This is a genomic window from Neomicrococcus lactis, from assembly GCF_014200305.1.
GTDB lineage: Bacteria > Actinomycetota > Actinomycetes > Actinomycetales > Micrococcaceae > Neomicrococcus > Neomicrococcus lactis.
Window position 1 is genome coordinate 618821 of the sequence record NZ_JACHBL010000001.1, and the last position, 13151, is coordinate 631971.

A 13151-nucleotide genomic window follows, 5' to 3' on the forward strand; every position below is an offset into this window, starting at 1 on the left:
CTTCTCAAAATGTGAGATGCAAGTCCGAATACTGGAATGGAGCCAAGAATTGCGAGACAGTTAAACCAAGCAATTTCACTCTGGAGGAATCATGTCTGGCATTCAGCAGCCCAAAACCTTGGCTGAGAAAGTCTGGGAACAACACGTCGTGATGCACGGTGAAGGCGAGGGCGACGCACAGCAGCCTGACCTCATCTACATCGACCTGCATCTGTTGCATGAAGTGACTTCCCCGCAGGCTTTTGAAGGCTTGCGCCTTGCTGGACGCCCGCTCCGCCGACCGGACCTTACGATCGCTACCGAGGATCACAACACCCCGACCTTGGACATCGACAAGCCGATTGCCGATCCTATTAGCCGCAAGCAGATCGAAACCTTGCGCGCGAACTGTAAAGAATTTGGCGTGCGACTGCACTCGCTCGGTGACAAAGAGCAAGGCATTGTTCACGTCGTGGGACCGCAGCTTGGTCTGACGCAGCCCGGCATGACCGTGGTGTGCGGTGACTCCCACACCTCGACGCACGGTGCCTTCGGTGCTCTCGCGTTCGGCATCGGTACCTCCGAAGTTGAGCACGTTATGGCGACGCAGACGTTGAGCCTGAAGCCGTTCAAGACCATGTCCATCACGGTCAACGGAACCTTGCAGCCGGGCGTTTCCTCGAAGGACATCATTTTGGCGGTCATCGCGAAGATCGGTACCGGCGGCGGACAGGGCTACGTCCTGGAGTACCGCGGCACGGCTATCGAGAAGCTCTCGATGGATGCTCGTATGACCATCTGCAACATGTCGATTGAAGCCGGTGCTCGCGCTGGCATGATCGCTCCGGATGAGACCACTTTCGAATATTTGAAGGGCCGACCGCACGCTCCTGAAGGCGAGGATTGGGACGCTGCGGTTGCCGCGTGGCGCGAATTGCGCACGGACGACGGCGCAACGTTTGACGCTGAAGTGGAAATCGACGCCGACACGTTGGAGCCATTCGTGACGTGGGGAACCAACCCAGGCCAGGGTGTTTCCTTGTCTGACCGCGTTCCTTCGCCAGAAGACTTCGCCGACGAGAACGCCAAGGCATCCGCCGAAAAGGCCCTCGAATACATGGGCCTCGAAGCCGGAACGCCAATGAAAGACATCCGTGTAGACACCGTGTTCTTGGGCTCTTGTACGAACTCCCGCATGGAAGATTTGCGCGCCGCCGCAGACATCATCAAGGGACGCCAGAAGGATCCTAACGTTCGCATGATTGTGGTGCCCGGCTCCGCGCGTGTTCGGTTGGAAGCTGAAGCTGCCGGTCTGGACAAGATCTTCAAGGACTTCGGTGCAGAATGGCGCTTCGCCGGTTGCTCGATGTGCTTGGGCATGAACCCGGACCAGCTGGCACCGGGGGAGCGTTGCGCATCTACCTCAAACCGTAACTTTGAAGGACGTCAGGGCAAGGGCGGTCGTACCCACCTTGTTTCTCCTGTTGTCGCCGCGGCTACCGCCATTCGCGGCACGCTGTCCGCCCCGAGCGACGTGGCATAGTCCGCCGGATCTTGTTTTAGAAGAGGAATTATCACCATGGAGAAATTCACTACTCACACCGGAATCGGTGTCCCACTGCGCTCTAGCAACGTCGACACGGACCAGATTATCCCGGCCGTCTACCTCAAGCGCATCACGCGTACGGGTTTTGAAGATGCGCTGTTTGCCGGGTGGCGCAACGACCCCAACTTCATCCTGAACAAAGAGCCATACTCGTCCGGCACAGTGCTGGTGGCCGGACCTGACTTCGGTACGGGTTCCTCACGCGAGCACGCCGTGTGGGCGCTCAAGGACTACGGCTTCAAGGTAGTACTGTCATCCCGCTTCGCCGACATCTTCCGAGGTAACTCGGGCAAGCAGGGGTTGTTGGCCGCGCAGGTGGCTCAGGATGACATCGAGATCATTTGGAAAGAGATCGAAAACAACCCAGGCACTACCGTCACGGTTGATCTGGAATCGAAGACCGTGACGTGTGGCTCCGTATCCGCGCCTTTTGATATCGATGACTACACTCGCTGGCGCCTGATTGAGGGCCTTGACGACATCGACCTGACGCTCAAGCAGGAAGCGGACATCACGGCTTACGAAGCAACCCGCCCGGCGTTCAAGCCGACGACGTTGCCAGCGAAGAGCTAGATACTCACAGGTAATTTTAAGAAACATATATGTGTTTCGCTATGATTGGTCAGGCGTCAGTTGGCGCCTGACCTTTCTTTTTGGGTTATGGTGTTTCGCGTGGGGGAGAAATGTGTGGTCATTCGTATGAATGGATTACGAAGGTCGGGGTGTGCTCTCAGCCTGGCAATCGCAGCTGGGATTGTCCTGCCGGCGGTAGCAATCGCTGCTCCTCTTGACCCTTCCTCGACACTTTCCACCACTGTTACGAGCCCTTCACCCGATCAGCCCGCTCCCGTTGAGACTCTCGAACCAGCGCCGAGTGCGGATCCCACTACTGCTCCTGCAACGACTTCAGCGCCAGCAACGTCGCGTGCACCCGTGATTCGCCCCACGCCGAAACCTACCTATGTTGCGCCCGCTCCAGCGACAAGATCAACGAGCGCGCCGCAACAAAACAACACCCGGTATGACGCCACGACTGGCTTCCAGATCGATAGCGCCACAGGGTGGCAAATTCACCCGCGTACGGGTCTGCTTATTCGTCCGTCTGACGGCCGCCTCATCGAGCGCGGGACAATGGCACAGAGCGATTATTACTATGACTTTTCAGTGCGACTGGTTAAAGCTGTAGTTCCTACGCCTACACCGAAAGTGGCGACTAGCAGCGCTGCAGCACCCACTTCCGAGGCGCCAGCGACCGAGTCCAGCCTGAGCGCGTCACCGTCGTCTAGTGAAAGTTCAAGTGCCGACGCGTCAGCCTCCAGCACAGAGTCTTCGGTGGCGTCTGAGTCGGGCTCAGCAGCGGCTTCTAGCTCTGCAACCTCGGAGGTTGTCGCGACTGACGCATCTGCGGCCCAATCTGAAAACTCATCTCAAGTAGTTGTGAACCTTTTGGTCGGCGCCCTAGTAGTGGCGCTGGGCGTCTTCTACTACTCCAAAGTTTTCCGTAAGAGGCGTCCTTGAGGGTATCGCAATGGGCGTATAGAAATCACTGTCTAGCATTGAGGCCTGCTCAACTTGGGTTGGCTTGCGAAAGCGCAGTGTCATGCTAAAGACGTCGAAGACTTCTAAAAAGCAGGTTCGCATTAGCGCCGCCACTGACTGGCCATTCTCGCTGAAGAATCTGTGGGCTATGAGAGGTCCGCTGCTGGAGACTTGGCGCGCGGAACCAGTGTCGATGATTGTCAATTTGCATAGGCGCCGAGGGAATCAACGCACGGCCGCCGTTATTGACTTTGTCAGCCAGCGAAGCTCTGGTTTTCCCTTGGTCGGTGTCTCCGCGTTGACAGCGTTGCTAGCTGAAGATGCCGCAACGCTGGAAAAGCGTTTGAATGTGGCCAAGAGCGTTAAGCTCACCTCCAGAGGTGCAAAGGTCCTCGCTGACATAGCTATCACTGCCGGCCATGTGGGTCTTGCTGAAGTGTTTGCTGCGTCGATGACTAACTCAAACTCGGGTGCACGTGTCACTCGCGCAAAGCTTCTCTGGCATAACGGCGAGCTCTCGAAGGCTATTGAGCAACTTTCAGGCTCCAATCATCGGGAGAGCCGGTTACGCGAGTTCTACTCAGCCGAGCGGGAAGTTTTCGGAGGCTGGCGGCCACGGCTCGAAAGTCTTGAAGATTTCTCGCCGATTCCCAATGTTGTCCTTCATCTATTGACGAATTCGTTGCCACATACGGAGTCTGGATATACGCAACGCTCGCATTCCATTCTCTTGGAACAAGCCAAATCCGGTGTGGAAGTTCATGCTGTGACCCGGCTTGGTTACCCGCAGAGCATCGGCGTCCCACATGCTCACGGTGTCGACATTGTTGACGGCATCAAATATCACCGAATGTCTCTTGATGGTCCACGACTTAACCTGCGGGATCATCATCAGCAAGAAGCCGAAAAGCTGTTAGATCTCGTTAGTACCATTCGGCCTTCTGTGATCCACACCACCACCCACTTTGTTAACGGTCTAGTAGCAGGTGCTGTCTCCAGAGCTGCAGGTATTCCCTGGATCTACGAAATCCGGGGGCAACTCTCTGATACTTGGGCCTCGAAGCGAGGACCAGAAGCGGTAAGAAGTGAGCGGTACCTCTCGTTCAAACGAGAAGAATTGGCCGTAGCTCGTTCGGCAGACGCGGTGATCACCATTGGCGAGCAAATGAGAGAACTCTTGATTTCCCGTGAGATGGACTCCAGCTCCATTTCCATGGCTCCGAATGCGGTGGGGGAGTCGTTTCTTGTCTCTCCGAGAAGCGCGGAGATGGTACGGGCTGAACTGGGGCTTGAGGTGTCCCCGATATTCATGGGGACCGTGAGCTCACTTGTGGAGTACGAGGGTCTGGAGACCCTGATTCAAGCCTATGCCCTCCTTCGGTCTAGGAGGGACGATATTCGTCTCCTGATAGTGGGCGATGGCGCATCGGGGCTGCGTTTGCGACGCGCAGCCACAGAACTTGGACTCGATCCCGCAACGATCTTCACTGGACGGGTGCCTCGAGAACAAGCAGTTAAGTATCACCAGGCACTGGACATCTTTGTTGTCCCGAGACAGGACCTCTTGGTTACGCGCGCAGTTACCCCGCTGAAACCAGTTGAAGCAATGGCCATGGAACGGCCTGTTGTAGCTTCCGATCTGCCCGCCCTTCGCGAAATCGTCACCGACGGAGTGACTGGTGTCCTCGTACCTCCTTCAGATCATGTAGAACTCGCAAAGGCTCTGGAGGAATTGGTGGATGACTCGGAATTGCGCCTTCGAATGGGGCGCGCCGGGCGAGAGTCGGTCTTGCAGAATCGCACATGGCGCAGCAGCGTACAAGCTAGCCTCAAGCTGTACAAACAATTTTCTGAGAGAAACACCAGCACAATAAATGACTGAACAACAGAGTCAACCCAGTGAGTTCAATCAGGTGCACCTTGATCTTTCGGGAATGCGCCATCTTTACCACCGTCCGCGGCTTGGCGACTACATTTCGCAAATGTGGCGCGCACGCACACTGGCGTTCAGTGAAGCTCGAGCAAGCGTTTTGCTCAAGAACCAACGTAGCTATCTAGGTGGCGTCTGGCTGGTTCTGAATCCAATCTTGAACGGGCTCGTCTACTTCGCTGTTTTTGGGCTTGTCTTGCGTGTGGGATCCCGTGTGGAAAACTACTTAGGTTTCTTGTTTATCGGAATGTTCATGTTTCAGATGACTTCCGGAACTATTACCCAAAGTGCTGACTCTATTTTCTCTTTGCGAAGAGTAATCACGAGCCTTTCCCTGCCGGTAGCTATGGCGCCTAGTATCAATACGCTTCGGCGGTGGCTCGATGGCTTGCCTTCGTATCTTGTTATGGTGCTTTTGGTATTGCTCATTCCTCCAATGGAAACGCTGAGTTGGAAAGCACTGTTCATCATCCCTCTCATCGCTCTCCAATTCGTTCTGTCTCTGGGAATGGCTTACGTGGCCGCCTACGTTGTGTCTCGTGTCCACGACTTCACCAATATTTTGACTGTCGGAATACGCGGCTGGATGTTTGCATCGGGGGTGATGTTCCCTGTTACGGATATCTCCAATCTGCATCCAACGTTGGGGGTGCTTGTGCATTGGAACCCCTTGCATCACGTTCTCGAAATCGCACGAAGTGTGTTGTTATATGACACTTTTCCGAGCTGGGGTTCGTGGGAAATTCTGGGAATTTGGGCTATTGGGACGCTCGTACTTGGACTTTTCTTGATTTGGCGGAGGGAAGGAAAGTATGACTTCAATGACGTCTGATTCTGCCGAGAGACGGCCCACACTCGTTGTTAAAAACGTCTACGCAGAACACCGACAGAAAACCTCAGGCCGGCAGCAATCCGCAGGAGGTCCGCGACTAGAGGACGTTTCTTTTCACGTCGTTGAAGGCGAGTCGATCGGCATTCTTGGAACGACGGCCGACGGAATCGGGCTACTGAGCGAGGTGATTTGCGGCCGCCTAGAACCGGTCCAGGGCGACGTCTATGTTCGGCCCGGTGCCTGTCTTCTTGAAGCTCCGACTCCTGCTGAACTTCAACAGAGTCTTTACGAAACAATTGAACGTTTTGCAATGACGCAAGATGTTAATGGGCGTGCGCTCAAGAAAGCTGTCCAACGAACTGTTCGTCAATCAGCGCTGGATGAAAACCAATTGTTGACTCGAGTGGCGGATCTAGAGGCTTCGGTCGTAGATCTCGCAAAGGTTTCAGCAGCGTTGAACACATCCCCTTCCGTGTTACTTGCGACCTCAAGTGTTGCCACCGGAAACGCGCTTTTAGCCGACCCGGGCAATGTTTGGTTCGAGAGATACATAGCGCGTGGGGGAGCGGCTGTTATCTTCGGACAGACGACTCGAACCATGGTTCGTGCGTGTTCCCGCATCATTTGGTTACATGAGGGCCGGGTCTTGATGGACCGACCAGCCGTAGAAGTACACCGAGCAAAGGCTGCGCTCGACGAGAATAAAACCAATAAAACCCTAATGGGCCAATATATTCGGCGCTATCAGCAAGAATATGTAGCCCCAAGATTCGGCACTTTCTAGACGACTAATTGAAATTGGAGCCAAGGTAGTAGATGTCCCAGGAGATAGATGACTTGTCCCTCGTCGAGCGAGCGACAAGATATGCCGTTGTCCAGCAGCATGGCATTGAGGACAAGGGCCAAGAGGAGCTTCAACAGGTAGTCACGGAGCTACATTTTGAACTTGAGCGTTTGAAGCAGGAATTAAGCCAGACTGAAGACGCGCAGAGTCTTTCAGCTTCCCAGTTGGCTCAGTCGCAAAAGCAACTGGCGGACATGCAGCGAAAGATGCAGAAGCAGCTTGAGCGTGCCACGAAGTTTAAGGTTGCGTACGAGAATCTTAAGCATTCCCCAGACGTGCGTATTGGACGCGCAGTCGTTGGACCAATGCGCAAAATTCGTGCCCTTGCCTCAAGTCCTGCCAAGCCTGAACTTGAGCAGCAGAAGACCCCAACTAAATTTGTGGTTGCACATGCTGACACAGCTAAGTCCAAAAAGACCGAACCAATCGAATCGGCGGTAAAGCAGAGAATTGCAGAAGCTAAAAGGCGCTATGTTCGCAGCGGCGACGTGAGTGAGCCACTCAGCATTCTCGAAGAACTAACGGATCACCTGACATCGGCAGATAAACGATTGTTGGCTCAGATTCGGGGCACCGAGCGTGTTATGGAGGCGTCGCTTCCGGTTCCACCGCGCCAATTTACACCCGGATATATTCCGAAGAAGGGCCGAATTCTGTACTGTGCCCACAGCACAGGCCATTTCAATTCCAACGGGTACTCCACGCGCACGGCTGGACTGACAGGAGCGCTTTCGAAGATTTCCGACATTGTAGTTGCTGCGCGACCGGGGTACCCTTGGGACTCTTCAACACACCATCCCGCGACTCGGAATCGACGATTCATCAAGAATATTGATGGCGTTACCCATGTGTTCAACCCAGGACCGTCGCTTAAGAGCGATCCAATAGACGTCTTTCTGCATCGTTCAGCGGACATCTTTGTTCGCGAAGCCATTGCACAGCGAGCCTCGCTTATTCAGTCGGCTTCTAATCATCTGACCGCGTTACCTGCACTCATCGCCGCCAGACGACTGGGGCTTCCCTTCGTTTATGAAGTCCGGGGGTTGTGGGAAGTCACAGAGGCGTCTACAAACATCGATTGGTTGGACTCCGAACGATACTTGGCTGCAATTCAGCTGGAGACCCAAGTCGCTAAAGAGGCGGATAAGGTCCTCGCAATTACAAGTCAATTGAAGGACGAGCTTGTTCGCCGCGGGGTTTCTTCCGACCGCATTGAACTCTTGCCAAACGCTTCGGATCCGTTCGATTTTGTTCCCTTCCCGGCTTCGAAAGCGCTGAAGAAGAAGCATTCAATATCAGATGAAGATATCGTTGTTGGCTATGCCGGATCGGTCATCGCTTACGAGGGGCTGGAACTTTTAGTCCATGGTTTCCATCAAGCGCTTTCGACCGCTGAAAACCTTAAGCTTGTTGTTGTTGGCGACGGTGCTGGACTGTCGAAGGTCCGTGATCTCGTATCAGATCTTGGTATTACCGGGAACGTCCGTTTCGCAGGTAGAATGCCCGCTTCGAAGGTTCCTGACTATGTGAATCTTATGGACATCGTGGCGTGTCCACGACTTTCCAACCCTGTCACGGAGATGGTGTCTCCGATTAAGCCACTCGAGGCTTTTGCTGCAGGAAAGCCAGTGCTTGCTTCGAACGTGGCTCCGCTTGTGGATCTCATCGGTCCTGATCAAGAACGAGGTCAACTTTTTGAAGCAGGAGATGAATCTAGCCTTTGTAACGCACTGCTTGAACTTGCTGCAGACAGTGAACTTCGTGCCGATAAGGGCAGGTCTGCTCGAACCTGGGTCGAAGCGAATCGCAGCTGGGAAGTCACCGCGAGTTCACTAAAACTGATTCATGACGAACTGCTAGGCCTGGAGCGCAACGATAGCATCATTGGCACCATCGAAAAGAGCCAGAAATCGCTGAGTGAAGTAACAATTGCGCTCATCTCTGACGAATTTACTCGTCGTTCAATTGAGTCGGAATGCAACATTGTTTTCCCGGAACCGAACACATGGCGAGAAGAACTCGAAAAGCAATCGGTTGACGCATTGCTGATCGAGTCGGCGTGGGAAGGAAACGGGGGAGCCTGGCACCGAAAAGTTGGCTACTACGATGACGAATCTTTCGCCGATCTCACTGAATTAGTCGACTGGTGCCGTACGCAAAAAATTCCCACCATCTTCTGGAACAAGGAAGATCCGGTGCATTTCCAGCGATTCAAGAAGACAGCTGCTCTTGCGGATCATGTATTCACGACAGATGAGAACATGATTCCCAACTACTTTGCGACCTCCACAGGCCTAACGAAGACCTACTCTACTTTGCCATTCTGGGCACAGCCGTCGCTCCATAATCCTCTCCCGCCGGCCGGTGAACGAACTGAGACTATTGCTTATGGCGGCTCTTATTACGGTGATCGATATCCAGATCGCTCGCGTACGCTTTCGAGTTTGCTGGAGTCAGTCTCGTCCTTCGGCCTGACGATTTATGACCGTCAGGCAAATTATGCAGATTCTCCATATCACTATCCGGAGAATCTGCGCGCATTTGTACAAGGTGGACTGAGCTACCCGGAAATGGTTGATGCATACAAGCGTCACCCGGTTCATATTAACGTCAACTCGGTAGTCGATTCACCCACCATGTTTTCGCGTCGAGTGATGGAACTAGCTGCCTGCGGAACGCCCACCATTTCAGGTGCCGGTTTGGGCGTGCATAACATCATGGATGGACTGATTCCAACGACGTCCGCGCGAGCAACTGTAACGGCCATCGCTAATCTTTGGATGACCAATGAAAAGGAACGTCTGCGCGACGCTTGGAAATTGCACCGCCACGCTTACAGTGCTCATCTTTCTGAACATCGACTTGCACTGATGCTGCGCACGGCAGGTCTGGAGATCCAGACAAGTGAAGTTCCTACTTATTGCCTTAAACTAGCCCTGCTCACGGAGCGTGAGGCGGACCATATTCTGGCCCAATCGCTTCTGCCAGCCACTGTGCTGGTTTCTTCGATAGATGAAGCTGATCAATCGGCGGTCGACCGTCTTCGCAGTAACGGAATAGAGATAGAAGATGCTCAGAATGGTAACTCCTCAGAGCTCCCAATTCTAGAAGCTGACGGCTATATTTCTGATCCACTTATTGCAGAAGACCTGGTGAGAACAAGCAAATATTGGTCGGGTCCCATTGAAGCTGTTGCACCCACGAACTACAGCCAACGTTTCTCTCTGTGGGAACCGCTGTCCGCAAATGCTGAGCAGGCACACGAAACCGGTCGCGGGATCAGAGCAGTACTGTCTGGAAGCAACTTAACGGGAAACAGATTACGACTTTGGCGGCCCAACTTTGGTTCGCAACTTGTTCCGGACAACAAGAAGTCCAGAATTGAGGTCTTCAAACCACAGCGCATTGTGATCGCCGGCCATGACTTGAAGTTCGCATCTCAACTCATCAGTCACCTTGAGATGCAGGGTCATCAGGTGCGGCTGGATGAATGGACTGGACATTCTTCTCACGATGAGCAGAAGAGCAATGAGTTGCTCCAATGGGGACAAGTGCTGTTCTGTGAATGGTCGCTTGGCAACCTCGAATGGTATGCAGCACGTAGAAAGCCAGGACAACGATTAATAACGCGATTCCACTCGCAAGAGCTTTTCACGCCACATATGCAACGGCTAGATGCTAGAAGTGTCGACAAGTTCGTATTTGTTGGTGAACTGGTCAAACAGGTAGCTATCCGGCGGTTTAATATTCCGGAGGAGCGAACTGTCGTGATTCCCAATACGCTTGGCGTCGCTGCCGAGAGCTTCTCAGCTGATGCTTCACGTAGATTTACCCTCGGATTAGTGGGCATAGTGCCGCAACAGAAACACCTTGATCGTGCTCTTGATTTGTTATCAAAGCTTCGGACAATTGACGACAGGTTTATGCTGCGAGTCAAGGGGAAGCAGCCCGAAGACTACCCGTGGATGTCTAACCGGTCAGCCGAAATGGAATATTACGAGGCACAACGTCAACGAATTGCGGGAGAACCTCTCTTGAAGGGTGCTGTGTTGTTTGATCCTCACGGTAATGACATGGCCGACTGGTACAAGCAAATTGGAGTTGTACTTTCAGTCAGCGACTTCGAATCATTCCACCTCACCATTGCAGATGGTGCTGCTACTGCGGCATACCCGGCGTCTCTGGCCTGGCCCGGTGCGAAGCATATTTACCCTAATTCGTGGCTCAGCAATGATATTCACGAAATGGCGCAGAAGATTCTGAGCGTCACAGGAAACGAAGACGACTATCTGTCTGCGGCTCACAGCGCTCAACGCGTTGCAAGTGAATCGTTTGGCAACAACGTTACTGTGCGTGCATTGTCTAGTCTTCTCACAGACGACCAGTAGTAACTTGGGGCTACTTCTACGCATTAAATAGATATTCCTGGTGTGGTCTTTAAAGGACCACACCAGGAATACGTTTAACAGACTAGATCTCTGTCAACATATTTCGGACTTCTTGCACAAATACCGGAAGATCATAATTCTCTGAAACATAATCTTGGCCGCGTTTTGAAGATCGTTCAAAGTACTCAACATTGCGACCCTCAAGAATTTCATCCCGCATTGAATATATGTCCGCGTGAATGTACTCACTTGGGTAGATATATTCAACTCCTGGCCAAGGAAGAAACAGAGCTTGATTTCCGCTGGCGAAAGCCTCTGCCGGTGCAACATGGAAACTCTCGAAATCACTAAGCGACAAAACATATCCGTAGTCGCACAGTGACTCGCGGGTATCCACCCACCCACCTACATGTAAGTGCTGTTCCAAGTTATTTCGCTTTATGAAGTCATCACACTCTTCAAAATAGGCGCGTTCAGCCGGATCGTTATAAACCCACGGAAGCTCCTTGGGCATCTTGCCAAAAACCGTCAATGAATATCTGGAATCTATTCGGACAAGCGAAGCGAGTAATTCTAGTGCTTTCCGATATCCCTTCCTTGCTGGCAGAATTCCGACAATGGCGAGCCGGAAGACGCGGTCGGGATCTTCGCTAGAGTTATAGGCGTTTACATCAACAAAGTTCGGGATGACACGCACTTTCTCACGCGGAAAACGGAAGACCCGCATCATGTCCTCGGTCGTCGGGACAGAAACTGAGAAGAAACTGTCGACTTTGCGATTGTCGATCTTATTTCCAAAGTCCCGGGTAAGTTCAAACAGGTGGAGCCTAACAACTAGCTTTTGGTTCCATCGCTTGTGCGACGCATACCAGACAGCGTTTCCAAGCAACCACTCACACCAGACTATTTCGGCCCATCTAAGCAACTCAAGACTGTGCTTTTCATCATGAATGTCGTGACCCTTCCATTCATCGACACGCACTTGATAGTGCTGCTCCAAGTCAGGCACAGCAGCCAGGATGAACTTGAGATCATTCCCGGCGATCAGAAGGCGCGGCTTGATGTCCAATAGAAAATTGGCATAATCGCCAGCCATGATAAAGCGGAAAGTTCCCGCAATTCGTGGCGCAAACTCATAGTTCGCCGTCACGTCGGAGTGCTGGTTCAAGAAGCGGGAAAGTTGCAGAAATGACTCTTCGCTAATGTCTCCAACATAGTGCTTGTGAAGAGATTCAATAGCGAATTTGAGCGCGACCTGCCCCCGAATCTTTAGATAGCTGGATCCGATAGAAGACAACAGAGACTCTGCCGTCTGCCATACATTGAGATGGGACTCTAACTCCCGCGCTCCATATTGCTGGGTTGCAGATTTCGTTTCCGTTATTGCCCGGTTGTAGATGATCGCTGGCTCTTCAACATAACCAATCTTCTCGGTATGTGAGAGCGCATTCAGCAGGAAAATTGTGTCTTCGCCCATATGAAGATGTTCGGGCCATCGAATATCCGAATCTAACAAATGAGAACGACGGATAAGCGTTGAATTGGTCGTGCTCTGGTGACGGACAATCGATTCAATTTTTTCAACCGCGTCACCGTCGTGGGGGAATGACGGAATTTGATTTGTTTCAAAAGGCAATTTCCCTCGTTCGCTGACGACTAGAGGTGCCCTCACAACATCCAAATTGAGTTTCTCTGCCACCTCTAGCTGGGACGACAAGGAGCCCGGAATGACTTCGTCGTCGCAATCAAGGAAGAAGATGTATTCACCCTGCGCAACACTTGTTCCGACATTTCGGGGTTTTGAAGGGGACCCACTGTTCTCATCCAACTTGATGAGTCGCCAATTGCGATGCTTACGACAGACATTTGATAGAACTTCCGCAGTTCTGTCCGTAGAAGCATCGTCTACGAATATCACTTCGAATTCGTTGGGATCGAGCTCGAGTTTTTCGAGCGAGCGAATAGACGCGCCGACTTTTCCCTCGGCATTGCATGCGGGAACGATGATACTAAGTTTCATTTATGCGCCTACT

The 13151-nt window shown here is 52.7% G+C and carries 7 protein-coding genes; 6 read left to right on the forward strand and 1 reads right to left on the reverse strand.

Features of this window, described 5'->3' with window-relative positions; genetic code table 11:
- The first annotated feature begins 91 nt into the window (after positions 1–91).
- The 6 genes from leuC to BKA12_RS02930 all read left to right on the forward strand — a co-directional run bounded on the left by leuC (position 92) and on the right by BKA12_RS02930 (position 11118).
- Positions 92–1522 (forward strand): 3-isopropylmalate dehydratase large subunit, encoded by a 1431-nt coding sequence (leuC, locus tag BKA12_RS02905; protein ID WP_183640514.1) that lies wholly within the window; start codon positions 92–94, stop codon positions 1520–1522.
- Positions 1523–1558: 36 nt separating this feature from the next.
- Positions 1559–2158, forward strand: coding sequence for a 3-isopropylmalate dehydratase small subunit (gene leuD / locus BKA12_RS02910; RefSeq protein ID WP_183640516.1), 600 nt, complete (start codon positions 1559–1561; stop codon positions 2156–2158).
- Between the two features lie 1027 nt (positions 2159–3185).
- Complete coding sequence (locus BKA12_RS02915; protein WP_183640517.1) at positions 3186–5006, forward strand: glycosyltransferase family 4 protein; 1821 nt, start codon at positions 3186–3188, stop codon at positions 5004–5006.
- The gene (locus BKA12_RS02920) at positions 4999–5886 is read left to right on the forward strand and encodes an ABC transporter permease (protein ID WP_183640519.1); all 888 of its coding nucleotides are present in this window, start codon (positions 4999–5001) and stop codon (positions 5884–5886) included. The genes BKA12_RS02915 and BKA12_RS02920 overlap by 8 nt, the downstream gene beginning before the upstream one ends.
- Entirely contained in the window at positions 5876–6670 is a 795-nt protein-coding gene (locus BKA12_RS02925; protein WP_183640520.1) for an ATP-binding cassette domain-containing protein, read from the forward strand. The genes BKA12_RS02920 and BKA12_RS02925 overlap by 11 nt, the downstream gene beginning before the upstream one ends.
- Positions 6671–6702: 32 nt before the next feature.
- Positions 6703–11118, forward strand: coding sequence for a glycosyltransferase (locus BKA12_RS02930; RefSeq protein ID WP_183640522.1), 4416 nt, complete (start codon positions 6703–6705; stop codon positions 11116–11118).
- A gap of 82 nt (positions 11119–11200) precedes the next feature.
- On the opposite strand, the gene BKA12_RS02935 is transcribed toward BKA12_RS02930, so the two are convergent.
- Positions 11201–13138: a glycosyltransferase gene (locus tag BKA12_RS02935; RefSeq protein WP_183640524.1), complete on the reverse strand. Its 1938-nt coding sequence runs from the start codon at positions 13136–13138 to the stop codon at positions 11201–11203.
- Between the last annotated feature and the right edge of the window lie 13 nt (positions 13139–13151).

Excerpts from the sequence above, each read along its gene's own strand:
- leuC (WP_183640514.1), top strand. The coding sequence starts at position 92 with ATGTCTGGCATTCAGCAGCCCAAAACCTTGGCTGAGAAAGTCTGGGAA.
- leuD (WP_183640516.1), top strand. The coding sequence starts at position 1,559 with ATGGAGAAATTCACTACTCACACCGGAATCGGTGTCCCACTGCGCTCT.
- BKA12_RS02915 (WP_183640517.1), top strand. The coding sequence starts at position 3,186 with ATGCTAAAGACGTCGAAGACTTCTAAAAAGCAGGTTCGCATTAGCGCC.
- BKA12_RS02920 (WP_183640519.1), top strand. The coding sequence starts at position 4,999 with ATGACTGAACAACAGAGTCAACCCAGTGAGTTCAATCAGGTGCACCTT.
- BKA12_RS02925 (WP_183640520.1), top strand. The coding sequence starts at position 5,876 with ATGACGTCTGATTCTGCCGAGAGACGGCCCACACTCGTTGTTAAAAAC.
- BKA12_RS02930 (WP_183640522.1), top strand. The coding sequence starts at position 6,703 with ATGTCCCAGGAGATAGATGACTTGTCCCTCGTCGAGCGAGCGACAAGA.
- BKA12_RS02935 (WP_183640524.1), bottom strand. The coding sequence starts at position 13,138 with ATGAAACTTAGTATCATCGTTCCCGCATGCAATGCCGAGGGAAAAGTC.